Here is a 20,934-nt window from a genome sequence, read left to right on the forward strand (position 1 = left end):
TCAGCGTCCCTTCCGTCGTGCGCGCTTGCCGTCGAAGTGCGGGTTCTCCCAGATGACCGAGCCGCCCTGGCCGAGACCGACGCACATCGCGGTCAGGCCGTAGCGGACCTCGGGGTGCGCCTCGAACTGGCGGGCGAGCTGGATCATCAGCCGGACACCCGAGGAGGCGAGCGGGTGGCCGATCGCGATCGCGCCGCCGTACTCGTTGACCCGCGGGTCGTCGTCGTCGATGCCGAAGTGGTCGAGGAAGGAGAGCACCTGCACGGCGAAGGCCTCGTTGAGCTCGAAGAGGCCGATGTCCTCGATGCCGAGCCCGGCCTTCTTCAGCGCCTTCTCGGTCGAGGGGACCGGGCCGATGCCCATGATCTCGGGCTCGACGCCGGCGAAGGCGAAGCTGACCAGGCGCATCTTCTCGGGGAGGCCCAGCTCCTTCGCGGCGTCGGCGCTGGCGAGCAGCGAGACGGCGGCGCCGTCGTTGAGACCGGAGGAGTTGCCGGCGGTGACCCGGCCGTGCGGGCGGAATGGGGTGCGCAGATTCGCCAGCCCCTCGAGGGTGGTCTCGGGGCGGGGCGCCTCGTCGGCGGTGGCGAGGCCCCAGCCGGCGGCGCTGCGGGTGGCGACCGGGACGAGATCGGGCTGGATGTCGCCGTTGCGGTAGGCCTCGGCCAGCTTCTGCTGGCTGCGCAGGGCGTAGTGGTCGGAGCGGCTCTTGGTGAGCTGCGGGAAGCGGTCGTGGATCTTCTCCGCGGTCTTGCCCATGTTCAGGGCCTCCTCGCCGACCAGGCGCTCGGAGAGGAAGCGCGGGTTGGGGTCGGCGTTGAAGCCCATCGGGTGGCGGCCCATGTGCTCGACGCCGCCGGCGATGACGACGTCGTAGGCGCCGAAGGCGATGCCGCCGGCGGTCGTGGTGACCGAGGTCATCGCTCCCGCGCACATCCGGTCGATCGCGTAGCCGGGGACCGAGCGCGGCAGGCCCGCGAGGAGCGCGGCGGTGCGGCCGAGGGTCAGGCCCTGGTCGCCCTGCTGGGTGGTCGCGGCGATGGCGACCTCGTCCACGCGCTCCTTCGGCAGGGCGGTGTTGCGCTCCAGCAGACCGATCATGGCCTTGACGACGAGGTCGTCGGCCCGGGTCTGCCAGTACATGCCCTTCTCACCGGCTCGCCCGAACGGAGTACGGACTCCGTCGACGAACACGACTTCGGATCTCTCGGCCACAGTGCCTCCTGAAAACGGGACGCCCTCTCGGAAACCGGACGTCCTTCCGATCGTAGGAAGGCGGCGACGGGCGCCGGAATCCTTTGCTTCTTCCTACGAAGCGGGTTCCGTGCCCTCGACGGGTGCTTGCCCGGCTTCCACAAACGCGGTGGCGAGCGAGCCGGCGGTCGCGTCGATCTGCCAGGAGCGGGCGCCGGCGCGCTCCAGCTCGGCGGCGACGGAGTCCCGGTCGAGCGGCTCCGGCGGGTTCCAGGCGAGGCGGCGGACCAGCTCGGGCGTGAGCAGGTTCTCGACCGGGAGCGAGAGCAGCTCGGCGATCTCGCCGACGACGGCGCGGGCAGCCTTCAGCCTGGCGTCGGCGGCCGGGTTGCGGTCGCCCCAGGCGCGCGGCGGCGGCAGGGTGTCGGCGGCGGGACGGACGGGGCCGGGCAGGTCCTCGGTGCTCTGACCGCGCTCGATCGCGGCCCACCAGCGCTCGACCTCGCCGCGGCTGGCACGGCCGGTGAAGTCGCGGCGGCCGGAGAGCTGGCCGAGGCTCGTGGGGACGTTGCGCGAGACGGCGATGATCGAGGAGTCGGGGATCAGCCGGCCGGGCGCGATGTCGCGCTCGCGGGCGAAGGCGTCGCGGGTCAGCCAGAGCTCGCGGGCGATCGCGAGGGCGCGGGGTCCGCGCAGGGCGTGCATCCCCGAGAGGCGGCGCCACGGCTCGGCCGGGACCGGCTTGGGCTGCCGCGCCAGGGTCGCCTCGAACTCCTCGCGGGCGATCCGGGTCTTCCGGGCCTCGACCAGCATCTCGGCCATCCGGTCGCGCAGGTCGGGCAGCAGCTCGACGTCCTTCGCGGCGTAGACGAGCCAGCTCTGCGGGAGCGGGCGGGTCGACCAGTCGGCGGCCGAGTGCTCCTTGGCGAGGTGGATGCCGAGCAGGTCCTCGACGACGGCGCCGAGGCCGACCTTGGGCAGGCCGAGCAGGCGCGCGGCGAGCTCGGTGTCGAAGATGCGCACCGGGTCGAGGCCGACCTCGCGCAGGCAGGCGAGGTCCTGGCTGGCGGCGTGCAGGATCCACTCCTCCTCGCCGATCACGGCCTGGAGGGCGTCCATCCGGCCGATCGCGGGCGGGTCGAAGAGGAACGCTCCGGCGCCGCGGCGGTAGACCTGGATCAGGTACGCGCGCTGCGAGTAGGTGAAGCCGGAGGCGCGCTCGGCGTCGACGGCGACGGGACCCTCGCCGGCGGCGAGGGCGTCGACCGCGGCGAGGAACTCGTCGGGGGTGGAGAGGACACGGTAATCAGTCACGGTTGTTCCGTCGGAAGGCGAGCGAGGTCACACCGTCGCCCGATACGGGCGGGAGGCCCGCGAGCATGCACAACAGCTCCCCCCAGCCTTCCACGTGGGGAGCGAGCTGCGCATCCTCGGGGCTCCAGGAGGCCCGGATCTCGATCTGCGCGCCGTCGCCCTGGGCGGCGAGCTCGCCGAATCCGGTGGAGAGGACCTTGGTCGCGGTGCCGGAGGCGGCGGTGTAGAAGGCACCGCGGACCTCGAGGGCGTCCATCAGCCAGGACCAGGCGACCTCGGCGAGGAAGGGATCGGTGCCGATCTCGATCTCGAGCGGGGCCTGGGCGAAGCAGACGACGCGGAACGGGCCGCCCCACTGCTCCGGCTCCTCGGGGTCGTAGAGCAGGATGAAGCGCCCGGTGCCCAGCTCGGAGTCGCGGCCGTGGGCGCGCGGCGAGACGTCGCCGGAGAGGGCGACGGCGTAGGGCGCGAGTCCGGCCGGCGAGGCGATCTCGGAGACGGTGAGCTCGGAGCGGGTCGTCGCGCGGCGCAGGGAGTCGACCGCGGCGCGGAACTCCTCCGGGAGCTGGGACGGCGCTGGGAATTCGGGCACGCTCGCAGACTAGAGTTCCCGCATGCTCGAAGCCCGCAGGCACGCCGCGGAGAGCGCGCACACCGGTGTCGTCCTCGCCGCGGTCCTCGCGGCCCCCGCCCTCGCCGCGCTGACGGCCCTCGGCGGCGCCGCGCTCGGGACGGCCTTCCTCCGCGGTGTGGTCACTCCGCCCTCCCGGCGCGCGCAGGACGTCCGGGTCCTCGCCGTGCGGCCGGAGGTGCACGAGATCGAGCTGTCGGCGTCGGTCGACACCGCGGTCCGCGGCGGCTTCAGCCTCTGGTTCGACCACGGGCGCGGGCACGCGCGGATCGGGCGGCTGCTCGCGACCGGGCGCGGCCGGGTCGTGCGGGAGCTCGACGGCGTCGATCGCGGGACGCTGCGGCCCGGTGCCCGCGGCCGGCTGAACGGCTGGCTGCTGCTCTCGCCGCGCGAGACCGGGCTGCCCTTCACGGCGGAGGAGGTGCCGACGCAGTTCGGCGCGGCTCCGGCCTGGCTCTTCCCGGCCGAGGAGGACGGCGGCGTCTGGGCGATCCACGTGCACGGCCGCGCGACGACCCGCGAGGAGACGCTGCGCGGGATGGCCGCGTTCCACCGGGCGGGGCTCACCTCGCTGGTCGTCTCGTACCGCAACGACGGTGACGCTCCGGAGAGCCCGGACCGGCGCTACGCGCTGGGGGAGACGGAGTGGCGCGACGTCGACGCCGCGATCCGGTTCGCCGAGCGTCGCGGCGCGCGCCGGGTCGTGCTCGTCGGCTGGTCGATGGGCGGTGCGATCGTGCTGCAGACCGCGCTGCGCTCGAGCCGCCGCGACCTGATCGCGGGGCTGGTGCTCGACTCGCCGGTGATCGACTGGCGGGTGACCCTGCGGAAGCAGGCCCGGCTGAACCGGATCCCGGCGCCGATCGCGGCGCTCGCGCTCACGGCGATGCAGCGGCCGTGGTCGGCCGCGCTGACCGGCCAGAGCAGTCACGTCCCGCTGGCGGCGATGGACCTGGTCGAGCGGGCCGCAGAGCTGACCGTGCCGGTCCTGCTGCTGCACAGCGTCGACGACGACTTCGTGCCGAGCGGACCGTCCGAGGCCCTGGCGGCGGCGCGGCCCGATCTGGTCGAGCTCGTGCTCTTCCACGGGGCCGGGCACACCCGGCTCTGGAACGACGACCCGGAGCTCTGGGAGGCGTCGGTCGAGCGCTGGCTGGCGGAGCGGGCGCTCAGCCGGTCCGGGTCCAGCGCGCGTAGGTGAAGCCGGCGTCGTCCGCGGCGAGCGACGTCAGGGCGTAGGAGTCGTCGATCCGCTCGCCGGTCGACGCGACGGGGAGGCCCGGCAGCACGACGCGGGGCGCGGTCGTCAGGCAGAGCTCGTCGACGCGGCCGGAGGCGAGGAACTGGCCCGAGAGCGAGGCGCCGCCCTCGCAGACGACCCGCTCGAGTCCGAGGGCGCGCAGGGCCGCGAGGATCGCGTCGACGCTCATCCGCCCGCCGGTCGCGGCCACCGGGACCACCTCGACGCCGCGAGGGAGATCGGCCGGCGTCGCCCGCCCCTCGGGGAGCAGCAGGAGCACGCGCGCGCCCTCCTGCACCTCGAGGCGGTGGCCGGCCAGGTCGCCGGAGGAGGAGACGATGGCGAGCGGCGCGCGCTTCGGCACGCGGTAGCCCTCCGCGCGCACGCTCGCGGCGCCGACGAGGACGACGTCGGCCTGCGCGCGGATGACCCCGAGGATCGTGCGGTCGACGCGGTTGGTCAGCGTCTCGCTGGTGCCGTCGGAGCCGATGCTCGAGCCGTTGACGCTCGCGATCATGTTGAGCCGCACGCGGACGGCGGCGCCGGGGAGGTAGGCCGCCTCGATCGCCGCTCGCGCGCCGTCCTCGCCGAGGCGGATCGGCTCGCCGGCGGGGACGAGCGGCTGCAGGATCACGGTGCCGGGCTCTCGCGCGAGGCTCAGGCGGCCAGGTGGGCGCGGATCTGGCGCTTGGTGCGGCCGAGGAGCGCGCTCATCCCGCGCAGCCGCAGCGGCGAGACCGCCTCGGACAGGCCGATGGTCTGCGGGAAGTCGTCGGGAACCGCGAGCACCTGCTCGGGCGTCAGACCGTCCAGGCCCTGGGCGAGGATCGAGGCGAAGCCGCGGGTGGTCGGCGCCTCGCGCGGCGCGGTCGCGTGCAGGTGGATCACGTCGCCGTCGAACTCGACGACGATGAAGACCGGCGACTGGCACTCCTCGACCCGCTCGAACAGGTCGGGGTGATCGCGGTAGCGCTCGGGCAGCTCGGGGAGGTCGTTCGAGAACTCGAGGAGGAGCTGGAGGCGCTCCGGCTTCTCGAGGGCGAGGAACTCGTCGCGGATCTCGCGGAGCGCGGGGCCGAGCAGGTCGGTGGCGGGGGTGTCGGTGGTCATCGCTTCCATTCTTCCCTACGCGGGGACGACGGGGCAGGACGCCGAGGGCCCCGGCACAGGTGTGCACGGGGCCCTCTGGTCGCGGTCGGAGCGGGCCGGTCAGCGGGGCGCGGGGGCCTCGCCGGGCTCGGCGCCCTGGACGATCGGCACGCGGACGGCGCTGCCCCACTCGGTCCAGGAGCCGTCGTAGTTCTTGACGCCCTCGAAGCCGAGGAGGTGGGTGAGCACGAACCAGGTGTGCGAGGAGCGCTCGCCGATCCGGCAGTAGGCGATGACGGTGTCGCCGTCGGCCAGGCCGGCGCCGTCGCGGTAGATGCCGTTCAGCTCGTCGAGGGAGCGGAAGGTGCCGTCCTCCGCCGCGGCCTTGCCCCACGGCACGTTCTGCGCGCTGGGGATGTGGCCGGCGCGCAGGGCGCCCTCCTCCGGGTAGGCCGGTGCGGTGGTGCGGGCGCCGGAGAACTCCTCGGGGGAGCGGACGTCGATCAGCGGGTTGCCGAAGTGGGCGAGCACGTCCTCCTTGAAGGCGCGGATGTCGCCGTCGCGGCGCTCGACCGCCGGGTACTCGACCGCAACGGGGCTCGAGGCGTCCGTGGTGGTCGGCCGGCCGTCGGCGATCCACTTGTCGCGGCCGCCGTCGAGCAGGCGGACGTCCTCGTGGCCGAAGAGGGTGAAGACCCAGAGGGCGTAGGCGGCCCACCAGTTGTTCTTGTCGCCGTAGATGACGACGGTGCTGTCGCGGGCGATGCCCTTGGCGCCGACGAGCGCGGCGAAGGCGGCGCCGTCGATGTAGTCGCGCTGCACCGGGTCGTTGAGGTCGGTGTGCCAGTCGATCTTGACGGAGCCGGGGATGTGGCCGGTCTCGTAGAGCAGGACGTCCTCGTCGGACTCCACGACCACGAGGCCGGGGGTGCCGAGGCGCTGCTCGAGCCACTCGCCGCTGACGAGCCGTTCGGGGTGCGCGTAGGCGGCGAACTTCGGCGACGGATCGAGTTCAACGGGCAAGGGGGACCTCCAGGATGGTGCGCGGGGCGCAGACGTGGTTCTCGGATGGGCGGCGGTGCGGGCGGGCTACGCTGGAGACCGCCCTCAGCGACAGTACGCGCCCTCGTGCGCGGGTGCACGGACGGCCCCGTAAGAGTTCGACACAGTGCCGCCGGCGTCCGCCGCCGTGCGGCTCGACACAGTACTGCGACCCTGGATGCGAGACCGCGTGACCCCCGACGACGTCCGTTCGACGAGCAGCCTGACCGCGCGCTCGCCGCAGATCAGCGGCCACGAGATCGCCTCGACCCTGGTGCCGCCGCGGCAGTTCGAGGGCGCGACCTTCGAGAGCTACCGGCCGGACCCGGAGTACCCCTCGCAGGCGGAGGCCGTCGAGGCGCTGCGGGCGTTCGCGGCCGGCGGCGGCTCCAAGGGCGGCGGCGGCGGCTTCCTCGGCTTCGGCCGGAGGAAGGCGCCCGCGGTGAAGCCCGGCGTCTACCTCGACGGCGGCTTCGGCGTCGGCAAGACCCACCTGCTCGCGGCGATCTGGCACGCGGTGCCCGGCCGCACCTACTTCGGCACCTTCATCGAGTACACCGCCCTGGTGGGCGCCCTCGGCTACGCGGCGACCGTGTCCCTGCTCAAGGGCTCGGCACTGCTCTGCATCGACGAGTTCGAGCTGGACGACCCGGGCGACACGATGCTGATGACCCGGCTGCTGGGCGAGCTGGTCGCCTCCGGCACCCGCATCGCGGCGACCTCGAACACCCCGCCGAACGCGCTGGGCGAGGGGCGCTTCGCCGCAGCGGACTTCCTCCGCGAGATACACGCGATGGCCGAGCACTTCCAGACGATGCGGATCGACGGCACCGACTACCGCCGCCGCGACATCGAGGGCCACGCGGTCACCCGCTCGGACAGCGCGATCGACGAGCTCGTCGCCACGGCCCCCTCCGGCGCCGTCGTCACCGACGACTCCTTCCGGGCCGCCGTCGACCACCTCGGCTCCGTGCACCCCTCGCGCTACATCAAGGTCATCGACGGGGTCGACGCCATCGTGCTCCGCGACGTCGCCACCCTCACCGACCAGACGGACGCGCTGCGCCTCGTCGCCTTCATCGACCGCGTGTACGACGCGCAGATCCCGGTCCTCGCCTCGGGCGTCGCGCTGGACGAGGTCTTCGGCGGCGACATGCTCAGCGGCGGCTACCGCAAGAAGTACCTCCGCTCGATGTCGCGCCTGATCGCGCTGACCTCGATGCGGCCGTTCGCCTGACGACGGATCGGCTCCTGACGACGGACCGGCGCCTGACGACGCGACGGCGCGCGGCGCCGGTCCTCCGCGGCATCTCCCCGGCTCGTGCGCGGGGGATCCGCGGCGCGCTGTAACGCACTGTTCACACGAGAGCCGCGCTCGTAACATCCGCGAAACCTCGTGCCGCACGGGTCGTAACGTCGCGCGGCCAGACTGTCGGCTACCCGAGGTGACCCGACACCCCCGCGTCCTCCGAGACGCCGTGTCTTCGGGGTCGTGCAGCGACTGCCGGCCCGCATCGGGCTCTGCACTGCCCTCACTCACGACTCCTGCACGACTCTGCTTACTCACGAGAGGTTCAACAATGGATCAAGGCAATACCGCGTTCCTGCTCCTGGCGGCGGCGCTGGTCCTGCTCATGACCCCCGGGCTCGCCTTCTTCTACGGCGGTCTGGTCCGAGCGAAGAGCGTCATCAGCATGATGATGCTGAGCTTCGGCGCGATGGGCCTGATCGGCGTGCTGTGGGTGCTCTACGGCTACGCGATCACCTTCTCCAACGCCGGCGTGGGCGACTTCGTCGGCATCGACGGCGTCCTCGGCATCGACCTCAGCCAGCTCGGCCTCGCCGGTGCCTACGCCGAGGCCCGCGGTGACATCGAGTCCGCGTACCCGACGCTCGCCTTCGCGGCCTTCCAGGCCACCTTCGCGATCATCACCGTCGCGCTCATCTCCGGCGCGATCGCCGACCGCGCCAAGTTCGGCGCGTGGATGGTCTTCGCCGGCGTCTGGGCGACCATCGTCTACTTCCCGGTCGCCTCCTGGGTCTTCAACTTCGCCCTCGACCCCGAGACCGGCGCCACCTCGGACGGCGGCTGGATCGCCTACAACGTCGGTGCGATCGACTTCGCCGGCGGCACCGCCGTGCACATCAACGCCGGTGCGGCGGCCCTCGCCCTCGCCCTGGTCCTCGGCAAGCGCGTGAACTTCACCAAGGGCGCGCACCAGCCGCACAACCCGCCGTTCGTGCTCCTCGGCGCCGGCCTCCTCTGGTTCGGCTGGTTCGGCTTCAACGCCGGCTCCGAGCTCGCCGCCGACGGCATCGCCGCGATCGCCTTCCTCAACACCATCGCCGCTCCGGCCGCCGCCATCATCGGCTGGCTGATCATCGAGAAGATCAAGGACGGCAAGCCCACCTCGATCGGCGCCGCCTCCGGTGCCGTCGCGGGTCTCGTCGCGATCACCCCGGCCTGCGCCGTGCTCTCGCCCTTCTGGGCGATCGTGCTCGGCCTGATCACCGGTGCCGTCTGCGCCCTGGCGATCGACCTCAAGTACAAGCTCGGCTACGACGACTCGCTCGACGTGGTCGGCGTGCACCTCGTCGGCGGTCTGATCGGAACGCTCTACATCGGCTTCTTCGGCACCGATGTCGGCCTCTTCCTCACCGGCGACGCCAGCCAGCTCGGCAAGCAGGCCCTCGCGGCCTTCACCGTCCTGATCTACTCCTTCGTCCTCACCTACGCGATCGGCTGGGTCATCCAGAAGACGATCGGCTTCCGGGTGAAGAACGAGGACGAGATCGCCGGCATCGACACCGCCATCCACGGCGAGGCGGGCTACGTCCTCGCGGACTAGTCCTCCCGCTGCCTCGTCGCGCTCGCCGCGACACCCCGGTGGAGCCGGCTCTTCGGAGCCGGCTCCTTCCGTTTCCGGGCTAGGGTTTTCAGGTGCCCTCCTCACGCTCCGTCGTGTCCCTGCTCCTCCGACTGCTCGGCCGCGCGAGCGCCCCGCGCGCCGACGCCGGCGCCCCCGCGCAGCGGCCGTACCTGAGCACCACGGCGCCCACGCCGGGCGCGAACGGCATCGGCAGGACCTCCGAGGTCGACCCGACCCGGCTGCGCGGCGTCCACCTCGGCTACGCGCCGACGCCGGACGGCGATCCCGACCCGGGCGAGGTCGTCTGGACCTGGGTGCCCTACGAGGAGGACGACGGCCGCGGCAAGGACCGCCCCGTCCTCGTCCTCGCGGTCGAGAAGGCCGGCACGGCGCTGGCGATCCGGCTGAGCTCGAAGGAGCACGACGGCTACCTCGCGGTCGGCGCGGGGCCCTGGGATCCGGAGGGGCGGCCGAGCTTCGCCGATCCGGAGCGGGTCTTCCGCGTGCACCCCGCGGGGATGCGGCGCGAGGGCGCGGCGCTCGAGCGCGCGCGGTTCGACGCGGTGGCGCGGGTCGTCTCGGCGCGCTACGGCTGGCGCTGAGCCGGCGCCGACCTCCGGCTGCTCCGCCTAGGCGCTCGGGGAGATGCGCACGAGCTCCGGGTGCTTGGCCGTCCGGCCGTCGCCGGAGGACGTGCCGGTGAGCCGGCGGCGCAGCCACGGCGCGACGTGGGTGCGGTAGTACTGCGCGGAGCCTCCGCTCGCTGCGGCGGGCCGCTCGGGCGCCTCCTGGGCGGCGGGCGGGACCGGCAGGCCGAGGGAGGCGAGCACGCGGGCGCTGACGCGGTGATGACCGCGGGGGCCGAGGTGCAGGCGGTCCTCGGACCAGAGCGACGGGTCGGCGAAGGCCGGGTCGGTCCAGTTGTCGGCGACGACGATGTCCGGGCGCTGCCGCGTGCGGCGCAGGACAGCCGAGGTGAGGGCGTCACCGCGGCGCTTGATCAGCCGGCCGAGCGGCAGCCGCGCGGACGGGTCCGGGGCGGAGAGGGCGATCAGGGTCACGCCCTCGGCGTCGCAGCGGGCGAGGACCTCGAGGTAGCGGTCCGCGATGCGCTCGATGTCGGCGCGCGGACGCAGCATGTCGTTGCCACCCCCGTTGAAGGAGAGGTGGGTCGGCCGCAGGGCGAGCGCGGGCTCGAGCTGCTCGTCGACGATCGGGTCGATGAGGCGGCCGCGGATGGCGAGATTGGCGTACTCGATCGGCTCGCCGAGCGCGTCCGCCCAGCCCTGCGCGGTGAGGTCGGCCCAGCCGCGGGCGGTGCCGTCGGGGAGCTCGTCGCCGACGCCCTCCGAGAAGGAGTCGCCGATCGAGACGAAGCGGACGGCGGTCATCGGCGCGGCGATCGGGGCGGGGTTCCGGTGCGGGGCATCGTCGCACTGTAGCCCGGGAAAGCGTGTACCGTCGGCCGCATGGACCAGGACTCGCCGACCTCCGTCGAACTGCCGGACGGGGTCGGGCGCCTCGTCCTCCTCGATCCGGAGACACTCGCTCGGGACTCGCCGCGGCCGTACCTGCATCCGCTGCGGACGCCGGCGGGGCGGGTGGTCAGCGATGTTCGGCCCGCCGACCACGACTGGCATCTCGGGCTGTCGCTCGCGATGTCGAACATCACGATCGGCGACGACGAGCTCGACACGAACCTCTGGGGCGGGCCGACCTGGCTGACGGGGACCGGCTACCGGCAGGTGGACAGCAACGGGTCGCAGCGGCCGGAGGGCGCGGACCCGGGGGACCTCGCGCTCGGGTGGTTCGATGCGCGCGGGCGGCGCTTCCTCGACGAGCGGCGGCGGCTGAGCGTCCGGCGGCTCGGCGACGTGACGGTGCTGCGGATCGAGAGCCGCTGGCGCGCGCTCGGGGAGCGTTTGGTCTTCGGGTCGCCGACCACGGCGGGGCGGCCGGACGCGGGCTACGGCGGGCTGTTCCTGCGGCTGGATCCGTCGTTCGAGGGGAGTGCCGTGAGCGGGCCGGACGGGGCCGTCGCGGAGCCGATGGGGATGGTGTCGCGCTGGCTCGCGGTGGCGGACGGGAGCGCGACGATCGCGCTGCGGGCGGACGAGGGCAGTCCCGTCGATCCGTCGACGTGGTTCGTGCGGACGAGCGGGACGCCGATGCTGTGCGCGGCGCCGTTCTTCGGCGCGACGTGGACGCTGGACGCGGGGGCGGAGGCGAGCTGGAGCTGGCAGCTGCTGCTCGCGGACCGGGTGCTGGGTGCGGAGGAGATCGAGGCGAGCTGGGGGCGGGGCGGCTGAATGCTGGCGGGGCCGGGGGTCTCGATACGCCGCTGCGCGGCTACTCGACCAGCATGAAGGGCGATGGCACGGCTGCTCGACCAGCAGGAAGGCGGCTGCGCGGCTGCTCGACGAGCAGGAAGGCGGCTGCGCGGCTGCTCCGGTGGCCTCGAGGGGCGGGCGGTCCATGCTGATCGAGTAGCCCGCGGAGCGGGCGTATCGAGATCCGGCGGCGCCGGAGGGAGGCCTGCGGGCCCGGGTGCTGAGAGGGTGGGTCTCGATACGCCGCTGCGCGGCTACTCGACCAGCATGAGGGGGCTGCTCGGTCGGCAGGAAGTGAGGGGGCGGTGCCCCCGGGAGAGGAGGAGGCGGACATGGGGCGGAGCGGGAGGCTGGTGCTGCACGGCGCGCGGAAGGTCGACGCGGGCGGGACCGTGGAGGACTTCTGGCTCGTTGCGGACGACGGGGTGATCGTCGAGGTCGGGACCGGGGGCGGCTGGGAGCGGGCGGCGGAGGGCGCGCGGGTGCACGACGCGGGCGGGCTGATCGCGACGCCCGGCTTCGTCGACCTGCACGTGCACGGCGGGGCGGGACGCGGCTTCGACGAGGGGGTCGACGCGATGCGGGCCGGACTCGCCCTGCATCGTGCGCACGGGACGACGCGCTCGCTGGTGAGCCTGGTGTCGGCGCCGCTCTCGGCGCTCGAGACGTCGCTGGACGCGGTCGCGTCGCTGGCGGAGGGAGATCCGCTCGTCCTCGGTGCGCACCTTGAGGGGCCGTTCCTCGCGCCGTCCCGCCGCGGAGCGCACGACCCGGGTGCGCTGATCGCGCCGACCGACGAGGCGGTCGAGCGGCTGCTCGACGCGGCCCGTGGAGCTCTCCGGCAGGTCACGATCGCTCCCGAGCTGCCCGGTGCGCTCCGGGCGATCGAGCGGCTGGCCGAGGCGGGGGTGGTCGTCGCCGTCGGCCACACCGAGGCGGACGCCGGGACGACACGCGCGGCGATCGAGCGCGGCGCCCGGCTGGTGACCCATGCCTTCAACGCGATGCCGGGAATCGGGCACCGCGCCCCGGGGCCGATCCCGGTGGCGCTGGCCGACGAGCGGGTGGTGCTGGAGCTGATCCTGGACGGCGAGCACGTGGACGCGGACGTCGCGCGGATCGCCTTCGCGTCCGCCCCGGGACGGATCGCGCTGGTCACCGATGCGATGGCGGCGGCGGGAGCGGGGGACGGCGCGCACCGGATCGGCGGGCTGCGCGTCGAGGTGCGGGACGGCGTCGCCACGCTGGCCGGCACCGCGACCCTCGCCGGCTCGACCCTCACCCTGGACGCGGCGGTCCGCCGGGCGGCCGGTGCGGTCGGGACCGGAGTCGGCCTGGGGCTCGAGGCGGCGGTCGGCGCCGTCACCGCGACTCCGGCGCGCGTGCTCGGCGAGGCGGGCCGGCTCGGCTCGCTCACGGTCGGCCGGGCGGCGGACGTGGTGCTGCTGGACGACGAGTTGCGGGTGCGGGCGGTCTGGGCGGCGGGCGCGAGCGCCGGTCCTCCCGGGCGGTGACCTCCCGGACGGTGACCTCCCCGCCCGGTGATCTCCTCGGGCGGTGATCTCCTCCGGGCGGAGGCGACGGTGCGCCAGGATGCGCAGCCCGCGCCAGCCGCGTTGTCCCGGCCGCGAAGGGATGGTTCCATTCCTCCGTGACGAATGATGCTCCCCGGGCCGCGGCCCGCCTCGTCGGCGTCGACGTGGGCGGGACCAAGACGCACGTCCGCGTGATCGACACGGACGGCGCGGAGGAGGACCTGATCCTCCCCTCGAACGACTGGCGGGCCGGCGAGCTCTTCGCCGACCCGGGCAACCTGCCGCGCCTCGCCGACGTGCTGCTCCGCCTGCGCCCGCTCGCCGGGGACGCCGTGCTGGTCCTCGGCGTGCACGGCTGCGACACCCCGGGGCAGATGCGGGAGGCGACCGCGACGCTGTCGCTCCGCCTCGGCCGGCCGGTGACGGTCGTCAACGACGCGGAGCTGCTCGGCTTCGCGGAGCAGGAGGGTCCGAGCATCCAGATGATCGTGGGCACCGGTGCCGTGATCTGCGGGACGACCGCGGACGGCGTGCGGATCACGGTCGACGGCCACGGCTGGCCGCTCGGCGACCGGGGGAGCGCGCACGATCTCGTGTCGACGGCGGTGCGCGAGACCCTCGCGGCCTGCGACCGCGGCCGGGCTCCCGACGACGGGGCCGAGGACCCTCTGATCGGCGCCGTCCTGTCCGCGTTCGGCGCGAGCGACGCCGCCGAGCTCGCTGCCGGGGCGACGCGCATCGCCGGCGGGGCGTCCTGGGGCGCCTTCGCGCCGCTCGTCTTCGCGCAGGCGGCCGGCGGCTCGGCCCTCGCCCGGCGGATCGTCGAGGACGCGGCGGAGGCGCTCGCCGGCGGGGTCGCCTCCCTCGTGCGGCGGGGCGCGCTCGGCTCCCTGGTGGTCGCGGGCGGCGGCGTGATCGTCAACCAGCCCGCCTACGAGCGGCGGATCCGCGAGCGGCTGGCCGAGGAGGCCCCGCAGCTCGACTTCGTCGTCGTCCGGCGCCCGCCCGTGGTCGGCGCGGTCGCCCACGCGAGAGCTCTCGCGGCGGCGCGGCGCCCGCTCTCGCACGGGGTGGCGGGAGCGTGACCGGCGTCACCTCCGGGGCCACCGCTCCCGGCCCCGCCGTCCGCGTCTTCGACTCCTTCGCGGAGGCCTCGCGGGCCGCCGCCGACCTGGTCGCCGCGCGCGTCCTCGCCGATCCGCGCGCGGTCCTCGGGGTCGCGACCGGCTCGACTCCCGCGCTGCTCTACCGCGAGCTCGCCGCCCGAGTCGCTGCGGGCCGGATCGACTTCTCCGGAGTGAGCGCCTTCGCTCTCGACGAGTACATCGGGATCGCCCCCGGCCACCCCGAGAGCTACCGCGCGGCCCTCGACCGCGAGGTGCGCGTGCCGCTCGGGATCGCCTCCGTGCACGTCCCCGACGGCGCTCGGGCGGACGGCGAGCAGGCAGGCCGCGACTACGACGCCGCGATCCGGGCGGCCGGCGGCATCGACGTGCAGATCCTGGGCATCGGCGGCAACGGGCACATCGGCTTCAACGAGCCGGGCACACCGCACGACATCGGCACGCACGTCGTCCGGCTCGCGCGGAGCACCCGGGAGGCGAACGCCCGGTTCTTCGGCGGGCGCCTCGACCTGGTGCCGGAGTCGGCGATCACGCAGGGGGTCGCGACGATCCTGTCCGCCCGCTCGCTGGTGCTGCTCGCCTCCGGCGCCGTCAAGGCCGAGGCCGTCGCCCGCGCGCTGCTCGGACCGGTCGGCGTGGACTGCCCGGCCTCGGCGCTGCAGGGTCATCCGGACGTCGCGGTGCTGCTCGACCGCGAGGCGGCCGCGGTGCTCGAGCGGCGGCTCGGCTGAGCGGGACCTCGGCGGAGATCGGCGTCCGCGCTCAGCGCCGGTGCCACCACCGGCGGCGCGGCGGCTCCGGGTCCTGCGCCTCGGCGGCCGCGAACCGGGCGCTCCGGCGCTCGGTCCAGGCGGCGACCTCGGCGTCGATGTCGCGGAGCGGCGTGACCACCGGCGGGCCGCCGAGCAGCTGGCGGCGCGCCTCGACGACCCGCTTGTTGAAGTCGGCGAGCACGGCCCGCACCTCGGACTCGCGCATCAGCCGGTCGAGCTGCTCGTCCAGCCGCCGGTCCTCGGCGCGGAGCAGGAAGGCGGCGGGACCGATGCCGGTGAGGTTCTCGCGCTCGATCTTGCGGCGGATCCACCAGTCCGGGTCGTGGTGCTCGCCGAGGCCCTCGAGCGGCTTGCCGGCGCCCGGCAGGCCGTCGAACTCGCCCCGGCGGATCGCCTGCTGGATCGACGTCTCGATGAACGCGGCGCGGTCCTCGGCGTTCTCGGGCAGCGAGCCGGTGCGCTCGTCGCCGGTCTCCGGGCGGCCGCCGGTCGCGCGCTCCGCGGCGTACCGGGCGGCGCGATCCCTGGCTTCGGACATGGGGACCTCCTCTCCCTCCAGGCTAAAGACCCCCGCCGAGGAGGGGTACCGTGCGGTGGCATGCGCGACCTCGTCTACTACATCGCCGCCTCGCTCGACGGCTGCATCGCGGATCCGGCGGGGGACGTCTCCGCGTTCCCGACCGCGCCGGAGACCCTCGCCGACCTGTTCGAGCGCTATCCGGAGACCTGCCCGGCGCACCTGCGCGCGGCGCTCGGCGTCACGGCGTCGCCGCGCCGGTTCGACACCGTGCTGCTCGGCCGCCGGACGCACGCCCCGGCGGTGGACGCCGGGCTCGTCGACGGTGCGTACCCGCACCTGCGCCAGATCGTGGTGACCCACGGACGCCTGCCCACCTCCGACCGGGTGGAGACGATGGCGGGCGACGTGCGGGCGCGGGTCGCGGCGCTCAAGCGGGAGCCCGGGCGCGATGTCTGGCTCTGCGGCGGCGGCGACCTCGCCGCGCAGCTGATCGGGGAGATCGACGAGATCCAGGTGAAGATCTCGCCGCTGCTGCTGGGCGCAGGGGTCCCGCTCTTCGGCGGGCTCCCGCAGCCGGTGGCGCTCGAGGCCGTCGACCTGCGCGCGCTGCCCGGCGGAGTGGCGCTGGCGACCTACCGCAGGCGGGACAGCGGTCAGTTGTAGGACCGCACCGACACGTTCTGGCCGAGGGCCGTCCAGTCGAGACCGGGAACGTCCTCCGGCTCGACGCCGTCGGGATGCACCTGCACCACCACCGAGGTGCGCTGCGACACCTCCAGGTCGCCGCCTCCGCCGCAGCCGCTCACGGGCCCGTCGTCGCCGTCGATGATCACGCAGTGGTCGTCGCCGCGGATCGACGAGCCGAGATAGACGTCCACGCCCTCGGCACTGCCGACGAAGCGCACGGAATCCGGTTCGATCTGCTCGCTCACGTCGCCGAGATCCGGCAGCACGTCGCGCTCGTCCCGCGTCCGGTCGAAGTCCGAGTAGGGCGTCGGTCCCGCGCACCCCGCGAGCAGCGGCAGGGCGAGCAGAGCGATCGCGGCGGCGGTGGCTCTGTTCCGGTGGTTCCGTGGCATCGCGTCCCCCTCGTGCTGCGGTGTGCTCACCCTAGGCGCGCCGCACGGTGAACAGCCAGCCGGAGAGCTCCTCGTCGCCCTCGCTCCGCCGCGCGAAGCCCATCGCGTAGGCGTGCCCCTCGGCGTCGGGCTCCGAGTGCGGCCCCCAGTCGATCTCGGGGACCGGCCTGCGCGTGTCCGCGGTGGAGCGCAGCGGCTCGAGCACCGCGGAGCCGGGCCGGACCGTCCAGACGCCGTCGTCGCGCCGGGTCATGCGGGTCCGGATCGCCGCGACGGACTCGACGACGCCCTCGATCCACACCGTGTCGGCGGCTCCGATCGCGTCGCCGTAGCGGTCGAGCATCCACGGCGTCTCGTCGAGGTCGCCGCCGAAGTAGCCGCCGCGGTGCGGGACGGCGAGCCGCCGGATCCGGTCGCCGACGGCGACGACCTCGCCGTCCTCGTCCAGCTCCGAGGTCGTGCAGAGCGCCCGGAGCAGGACGTCCTCGCCCGCGCTCACGGCCAGAGCGTGCCGACCCGCGCGGCGACCTCGCGGAGCGCCGTGCCGTCGAGCACGACGCGCGATTCGGGAAGACCCTGCGCCGGCCACTGGGCGACGATCTCGAGCGGCCCGGCCGGCGGCAGCGGCCAGAGCCAGTAGCGGTCCTCGGCCGTGTAGACGCGGTCGGACCCGTTACCGCCGCCTCCGGTCGGAGTGAGCCGGTGGCCGCCGTCGGGCTCGACCGGCTCCAGGAACCGGTCGTCGGCGACCAGCCGCTGGCCGTCGCCCAGCGCGACGCCGTAGCGGAGCCGGCCGGGGTTCCCGCGCTCGACGAAGCCGTGGAACTCCTGCTGCGCCAGCTGCCACTCGCGCTCCGACCGGTCTCCCCGCCGGGCTCTGCGCTCGATCAGGATCTCGACGCCGGTGCTGAAGACGCGCACGCCGACCACGACGATCGCGACCAGATCGCCGACCGCGAGCACCTCGGAGACGGCCACGAGGATCGGCAGCTCGTCCTCCGGGGGCGAGCGCCACGGCTCCGGCTCGGGGGAGACCGGCGGTTCGTCGTTCTGCGGCGGGTCCTGCGCGAAGAAGTCCATGGGGCTACCGGACCACGCGGCCCGGTCCTCGCGCAAGAAGGACGGCGGAGCGGCTCCGGCTCGCGAAAGGGCGTCGGGCTCGTCGGAATGGCCCGCTTTAGCGAGCCGAGGCCGGATTCACGAGCCGAAGGTGGGCCTGCACGCTCACGGGCCGCCGAGCCAGTGGTCGATGCGGTGGTGGTCGGGGGTGAAGCCGTGCTCGACGCCCCAGAGGACGGCCTGGGTGCGGCTGGAGGCGCCGATCTTGCCGTAGACGCTGCGGATGTAGGACTTCACCGTGTTGGGGCTGAGGTAGGTGAGGGCGGCGACGTCGGCGTTGCTCTTGCCCTGGGTGATCAGGGCGAGGATCTCGGACTCGCGGTCGGTGATGCCCTCGTGGCGGCCGGGCCAGTCGAGGCCGGGGGCGGTGCCCGCGCGGCGGGGCGGCTCGCTGACGACGAGCTCGCCGGAGCGGACGGCCTCGAGGGCGGCGACGAGCTCGCGGGCGGGCAGGGTCTTGGAGAGGTAGCCGCGCACGCCCTGGTCGAGGGCGTCGGCGACGAGGTCGGGGTGGAAGTTCCAGGTGTAGACGACGACGTGCTCGGCGCGCGGGTTGCGGACGAGGTCGGCGAGCTCCTGCAGGTCCGACTCCGGCTGGGCGAACGAGTCGTAGAGGACGATGTCGATGCGGTCGGAGAGCGCGGCGTTCGCGTCGATCTCGGCGACGACGACGCGGTCGCGGTAGTGGTCGAACATGTGCGCGAGGCCCTTGAGGACGACGTCGTAGTCGTCGACCAGGGCGACGGTCAGGGGCGCCGGCATGCTCTGTCCATCCACGGACCGTACCGCGCCGCCGGGCACCGTGACTACACCCCCAGGGGTGTACCGGCCACCCCTCCGCCCCTGCTTGGGTGGGCCATCGGCTCAGCGACCGCAGAGCCCCACCGCACGGTCCGCCGTGCTCGACAGGAAGGTGACTCCCGTGCTCGGACTCATCATCAGCCTCATCGTCGTCGGCCTCATCGCCGGCGCTCTCGCCCGCCTCATCGTGCCCGGGCGCCAGAACATCAGCATCCTGATGACCATCGTGCTGGGGATCGTCGGATCCTTCGTCGGCGGCTTCCTCGGCTTCCTGATCTTCCAGCACGACCCGATGGAGGGCTTCCTCCAGCCGGCCGGGATCATCGGCTCCATCATCGGCGCGATCATCGTGCTGTTCCTCTACACCCGCTTCGGCGGACGCGCCCGCAGCCGCGCCTGATCGGATGCGGAACGACACGACGCCGGCCCGGGATCATCCGGGCCGGCGTCGTCGTGCGTGCGGAGCGCGCGCGGTGCCGCTACTCGAGCAGCTTGCCCGCGGTGGCGACCTCGCGGATCAGCGCCTGGATCTCCTCCGGGACCGCGGGGATCTCCTCGCGGGTGATGCCGGTGGACGGCGACCAGACCAGGTTCACCTGCAGCGCCGGGTCGATGTCCGGGTAGTCGCTGCGGTTGTGGCAGCCGCGGCTCTCGCGGCGCTCCAGCGCGGCCTCGAGGGTCGCCCGCGCGGCCATCGCGGCCGACTTCAGGTCGAAGGCGTGCGCCAGGTCCTGGAAGCCCGCGATGTCCGGGTGGATGCCGATACCGGCGATGCGCGCCTCGATCGCGTCCAGCTCGGCGAGACCGGCCAGCAGGCCCGCCTCGTCGCGGACGACGCCGGCGTGCTCGGTCATGGTGTTGCGGATCGCGCGCTGCAGGGCCCGCACGTTCTCCTCGCCGTCGGCGGCGAGCAGGTCGGCGATCTCGTCGCGGGCGACCTGCACCGACGCGGCGGAGCGGGTCTGCGCGGTGAGCGACGCGGAGTACTCCGCCGCCGCCTGGCCGACGATGCGGCCGAAGACGAGCAGCTCGATCAGCGAGTTGCCGCCGAGGCGGTTCGCGCCGTGCAGTCCGCTGGACGCCTCGCCGATGGCGTAGAGGCCGGGGACGTCGGTGCTGTGGTCGTCCGAGCGGACCCAGACGCCGCCCATCGAGTAGTGCGCGGTGGGCGCGATCTCGATCGGGTCCTTCGTGATGTCGAGCATCTGCAGCTCGAGCATCGTCTGGTAGACGCGGGGGAGGCGGGTCATGATCGTCTCGCGCGGGAGGTGCGAGACGTCGAGCCAGACGCCGCCGTTCGGCGTGCCGCGGCCCTCCTTGATCTCGGTGTAGCAGGCGAGCGCGACGCGGTCGCGGGTGGAGAGCTCCATCCGCTCGGGGTCGTACTTGCCCATGAAGCGCTCGCCGAGGCCGTTGCGGAGGATGCCGCCCTCGCCGCGGGCCGCCTCGGAGATCAGCGTGCCGGCCGCGTTCTCGGGCTCGATGATGCCCGACGGGTGGAACTGCACCAGCTCGGGGTCGCGCAGGCGGCCGCCGGCCTCGACGGCCAGGCGGAACGAATCGCCGGTGTTCTCGTCGCGGCGCGAGGAGGTGCGGCGCCAGATGCGGTTGTGGCCGCCGGCGGCGAGGATCACCGCGTCGGCGTGGATGAGGTAGCGGGTGCCGTCGACGAGGTCGAAGCCGTAGGCGCCGAAGACGGCGCCGTCCTCGTTGACGAGGATGCGCGTGACGTAGACGGTGTCCAGGATCGGGATGTCGAGCTGCGCGGCCCGGTTGACGAGCGTGCGCTGGATCTCGAGGCCGGTGTAGTCGCCGGCGAACGCGGTGCGGCGGTAGGTGTGCGCGCCGAAGAAGCGCTGCGAGATGCGGCCGTCGTCCTCGCGGGCGAACGGCATGCCGTAGCGCTCGAGGTCCTGGATGCCGCGGGCGGCGTTCGAGGTGACGATCTCGACGGTGTGCGGGTTGGCGAGCTGGTAGGACTCGGTGATGGTGTCGGCCGCGTGCTGCTGCCAGCTGTCGTCGGGGTCCATCGTGGCGAGGGCGGCGTTGATGCCGCCGGCGGCGAGCGAGGTGTGGGCGTCCGACTTCGAGCGCTTGCCCAGCGCGAGGACGTCGACGCCGGCCTCGGCCAGCTCGATCGCGGCGCGGAGGCCCGAGCCGCCGGTGCCGATGACGAGGACGGAGGTGGAGATCCGGCGCTCCGGGGTCGTGGTGGTCGCTGAAGTGGTCATGCCTCCACGCTAGGCAGGGCGCTTCGATTACTCCAATGCATAA

The 20,934-nt window shown here is 73.8% G+C and carries 23 protein-coding genes; 10 read left to right on the forward strand and 13 right to left on the reverse strand.

Annotation, left to right across the window (positions count from 1 at the left end):
• From EDF17_RS07320 to EDF17_RS07330, 3 genes are all read right to left on the reverse strand, one after another.
• Positions 1-1,215, reverse strand: coding sequence for a thiolase family protein (locus EDF17_RS07320; RefSeq protein WP_123445863.1), 1,215 nt, complete (start codon positions 1,213-1,215; stop codon positions 1-3).
• A 93-nt stretch (positions 1,216-1,308) separates the two neighbouring features.
• A complete protein-coding gene (locus tag EDF17_RS07325; protein WP_123445864.1) occupies positions 1,309-2,508 on the reverse strand; it encodes a ribonuclease D in 1,200 nt (399 codons plus the stop codon).
• A complete protein-coding gene (locus tag EDF17_RS07330; protein ID WP_123445865.1) occupies positions 2,501-3,100 on the reverse strand; it encodes a DUF3000 domain-containing protein in 600 nt (199 codons plus the stop codon). Before EDF17_RS07330 ends, EDF17_RS07325 begins: the two co-directional genes overlap by 8 nt.
• A 22-nt stretch (positions 3,101-3,122) precedes the next feature.
• Here EDF17_RS07330 and EDF17_RS07335 point away from each other — a divergent pair, with 22 nt between their 5' ends.
• The gene (locus tag EDF17_RS07335) at positions 3,123-4,340 is read left to right on the forward strand and encodes an alpha/beta fold hydrolase (protein WP_123445866.1); all 1,218 of its coding nucleotides are present in this window, start codon (positions 3,123-3,125) and stop codon (positions 4,338-4,340) included.
• Here EDF17_RS07335 and EDF17_RS07340 read toward each other — a convergent pair.
• The 3 genes from EDF17_RS07340 to EDF17_RS07350 form a co-directional block, all read right to left on the reverse strand.
• On the reverse strand, positions 4,309-5,013 hold the full coding sequence (locus EDF17_RS07340) for a dihydrofolate reductase family protein (protein WP_123445867.1): 705 nt from the start codon (positions 5,011-5,013) through the stop codon (positions 4,309-4,311). The two genes, EDF17_RS07335 and EDF17_RS07340, sit on opposite strands and share 32 nt — an antisense overlap.
• A 23-nt stretch (positions 5,014-5,036) precedes the next feature.
• The gene (locus EDF17_RS07345) at positions 5,037-5,489 is read right to left on the reverse strand and encodes a SufE family protein (RefSeq protein ID WP_123445868.1); all 453 of its coding nucleotides are present in this window, start codon (positions 5,487-5,489) and stop codon (positions 5,037-5,039) included.
• 99 nt (positions 5,490-5,588) lie between these two features.
• Positions 5,589-6,491, reverse strand: a complete 903-nt coding sequence (locus EDF17_RS07350; RefSeq protein WP_123445869.1) for a sulfurtransferase — start codon at positions 6,489-6,491, stop codon at positions 5,589-5,591.
• A gap of 208 nt (positions 6,492-6,699) precedes the next feature.
• Here EDF17_RS07350 and zapE point away from each other — a divergent pair, with 208 nt between their 5' ends.
• From zapE to EDF17_RS07365, 3 genes are all read left to right on the forward strand, one after another.
• The gene (zapE, locus tag EDF17_RS07355) at positions 6,700-7,746 is read left to right on the forward strand and encodes a cell division protein ZapE (RefSeq protein ID WP_243586756.1); all 1,047 of its coding nucleotides are present in this window, start codon (positions 6,700-6,702) and stop codon (positions 7,744-7,746) included.
• Between the two features lie 343 nt (positions 7,747-8,089).
• A complete protein-coding gene (locus EDF17_RS07360; RefSeq protein ID WP_123445871.1) occupies positions 8,090-9,358 on the forward strand; it encodes an ammonium transporter in 1,269 nt (422 codons plus the stop codon).
• Positions 9,359-9,450: 92 nt separating this feature from the next.
• Positions 9,451-9,981, forward strand: coding sequence for a type II toxin-antitoxin system PemK/MazF family toxin (locus EDF17_RS07365; RefSeq protein ID WP_166649619.1), 531 nt, complete (start codon positions 9,451-9,453; stop codon positions 9,979-9,981).
• Between the two features lie 27 nt (positions 9,982-10,008).
• Here EDF17_RS07365 and EDF17_RS07370 read toward each other — a convergent pair whose 3' ends face one another.
• Complete coding sequence (locus EDF17_RS07370; protein WP_123445872.1) at positions 10,009-10,770, reverse strand: SGNH/GDSL hydrolase family protein; 762 nt, start codon at positions 10,768-10,770, stop codon at positions 10,009-10,011.
• A 78-nt stretch (positions 10,771-10,848) separates the two neighbouring features.
• Here EDF17_RS07370 and EDF17_RS07375 point away from each other — a divergent pair, with 78 nt between their 5' ends.
• From EDF17_RS07375 to EDF17_RS07390, 4 genes are all read left to right on the forward strand, one after another.
• Positions 10,849-11,688 (forward strand): DUF6807 family protein, encoded by an 840-nt coding sequence (locus EDF17_RS07375; protein ID WP_123445873.1) that lies wholly within the window; start codon positions 10,849-10,851, stop codon positions 11,686-11,688.
• A 353-nt stretch (positions 11,689-12,041) separates the two neighbouring features.
• Positions 12,042-13,223, forward strand: coding sequence for an amidohydrolase family protein (locus EDF17_RS07380; protein ID WP_123445874.1), 1,182 nt, complete (start codon positions 12,042-12,044; stop codon positions 13,221-13,223).
• 137 nt (positions 13,224-13,360) lie between these two features.
• Complete coding sequence (locus tag EDF17_RS07385) at positions 13,361-14,329, forward strand: BadF/BadG/BcrA/BcrD ATPase family protein (protein ID WP_123445875.1); 969 nt, start codon at positions 13,361-13,363, stop codon at positions 14,327-14,329.
• A complete protein-coding gene (locus EDF17_RS07390; protein ID WP_123445876.1) occupies positions 14,326-15,099 on the forward strand; it encodes a glucosamine-6-phosphate deaminase in 774 nt (257 codons plus the stop codon). The genes EDF17_RS07385 and EDF17_RS07390 overlap by 4 nt, the downstream gene beginning before the upstream one ends.
• A 31-nt stretch (positions 15,100-15,130) precedes the next feature.
• Here the strand turns inward: EDF17_RS07390 and EDF17_RS07395 are convergent, their stop codons facing one another.
• On the reverse strand, positions 15,131-15,679 hold the full coding sequence (locus tag EDF17_RS07395; protein ID WP_123445877.1) for a DUF1992 domain-containing protein: 549 nt from the start codon (positions 15,677-15,679) through the stop codon (positions 15,131-15,133).
• Between the two features lie 60 nt (positions 15,680-15,739).
• On the opposite strand from EDF17_RS07395, the gene EDF17_RS07400 reads away from it, so the two are divergent.
• Positions 15,740-16,324: a dihydrofolate reductase family protein gene (locus tag EDF17_RS07400; protein ID WP_123445878.1), complete on the forward strand. Its 585-nt coding sequence runs from the start codon at positions 15,740-15,742 to the stop codon at positions 16,322-16,324.
• On the opposite strand, the gene EDF17_RS07405 is transcribed toward EDF17_RS07400, so the two are convergent.
• From EDF17_RS07405 to EDF17_RS07420, 4 genes are all read right to left on the reverse strand, one after another.
• A complete protein-coding gene (locus tag EDF17_RS07405; protein ID WP_123445879.1) occupies positions 16,315-16,740 on the reverse strand; it encodes a hypothetical protein in 426 nt (141 codons plus the stop codon). The two genes, EDF17_RS07400 and EDF17_RS07405, sit on opposite strands and share 10 nt — an antisense overlap.
• Positions 16,741-16,771: 31 nt before the next feature.
• On the reverse strand, positions 16,772-17,239 hold the full coding sequence (locus EDF17_RS07410; protein ID WP_123445880.1) for a hypothetical protein: 468 nt from the start codon (positions 17,237-17,239) through the stop codon (positions 16,772-16,774).
• The gene (locus EDF17_RS07415; protein WP_123445881.1) at positions 17,236-17,820 is read right to left on the reverse strand and encodes a hypothetical protein; all 585 of its coding nucleotides are present in this window, start codon (positions 17,818-17,820) and stop codon (positions 17,236-17,238) included. Before EDF17_RS07415 ends, EDF17_RS07410 begins: the two co-directional genes overlap by 4 nt.
• Before the next feature lie 144 nt (positions 17,821-17,964).
• On the reverse strand, positions 17,965-18,621 hold the full coding sequence (locus EDF17_RS07420; RefSeq protein WP_123445882.1) for a response regulator transcription factor: 657 nt from the start codon (positions 18,619-18,621) through the stop codon (positions 17,965-17,967).
• A gap of 160 nt (positions 18,622-18,781) precedes the next feature.
• Here EDF17_RS07420 and EDF17_RS07425 point away from each other — a divergent pair, with 160 nt between their 5' ends.
• Positions 18,782-19,060 carry a GlsB/YeaQ/YmgE family stress response membrane protein gene (locus EDF17_RS07425; protein WP_123445883.1) on the forward strand — a complete coding sequence of 93 codons (279 nt, stop codon included), beginning with the start codon at positions 18,782-18,784 and terminating at the stop codon, positions 19,058-19,060.
• 79 nt (positions 19,061-19,139) lie between these two features.
• Here the strand turns inward: EDF17_RS07425 and EDF17_RS07430 are convergent, their stop codons facing one another.
• Positions 19,140-20,891, reverse strand: a complete 1,752-nt coding sequence (locus EDF17_RS07430) for an FAD-dependent oxidoreductase (protein ID WP_123445884.1) — start codon at positions 20,889-20,891, stop codon at positions 19,140-19,142.
• Between the last annotated feature and the right edge of the window lie 43 nt (positions 20,892-20,934).

Source organism: Rathayibacter sp. PhB1 (genome assembly GCF_004362935.1).
Classification (GTDB): domain Bacteria; phylum Actinomycetota; class Actinomycetes; order Actinomycetales; family Microbacteriaceae; genus Rathayibacter; species Rathayibacter festucae.

What these genes read in the sequence shown, in the direction of transcription:
- EDF17_RS07335 (WP_123445866.1), top strand. Translation starts at nt 3,123, where the DNA reads ATGCTCGAAGCCCGCAGGCACGCCGCGGAGAGCGCGCACACCGGTGTC.
- EDF17_RS07345 (WP_123445868.1), bottom strand. Translation starts at nt 5,489, where the DNA reads ATGACCACCGACACCCCCGCCACCGACCTGCTCGGCCCCGCGCTCCGC.
- EDF17_RS07360 (WP_123445871.1), top strand. Translation starts at nt 8,090, where the DNA reads ATGGATCAAGGCAATACCGCGTTCCTGCTCCTGGCGGCGGCGCTGGTC.
- EDF17_RS07370 (WP_123445872.1), bottom strand. Translation starts at nt 10,770, where the DNA reads ATGACCGCCGTCCGCTTCGTCTCGATCGGCGACTCCTTCTCGGAGGGC.
- EDF17_RS07375 (WP_123445873.1), top strand. Translation starts at nt 10,849, where the DNA reads ATGGACCAGGACTCGCCGACCTCCGTCGAACTGCCGGACGGGGTCGGG.
- EDF17_RS07380 (WP_123445874.1), top strand. Translation starts at nt 12,042, where the DNA reads ATGGGGCGGAGCGGGAGGCTGGTGCTGCACGGCGCGCGGAAGGTCGAC.
- EDF17_RS07395 (WP_123445877.1), bottom strand. Translation starts at nt 15,679, where the DNA reads ATGTCCGAAGCCAGGGATCGCGCCGCCCGGTACGCCGCGGAGCGCGCG.
- EDF17_RS07400 (WP_123445878.1), top strand. Translation starts at nt 15,740, where the DNA reads ATGCGCGACCTCGTCTACTACATCGCCGCCTCGCTCGACGGCTGCATC.
- EDF17_RS07405 (WP_123445879.1), bottom strand. Translation starts at nt 16,740, where the DNA reads ATGCCACGGAACCACCGGAACAGAGCCACCGCCGCCGCGATCGCTCTG.
- EDF17_RS07415 (WP_123445881.1), bottom strand. Translation starts at nt 17,820, where the DNA reads ATGGACTTCTTCGCGCAGGACCCGCCGCAGAACGACGAACCGCCGGTC.
- EDF17_RS07420 (WP_123445882.1), bottom strand. Translation starts at nt 18,621, where the DNA reads ATGCCGGCGCCCCTGACCGTCGCCCTGGTCGACGACTACGACGTCGTC.
- EDF17_RS07430 (WP_123445884.1), bottom strand. Translation starts at nt 20,891, where the DNA reads ATGACCACTTCAGCGACCACCACGACCCCGGAGCGCCGGATCTCCACC.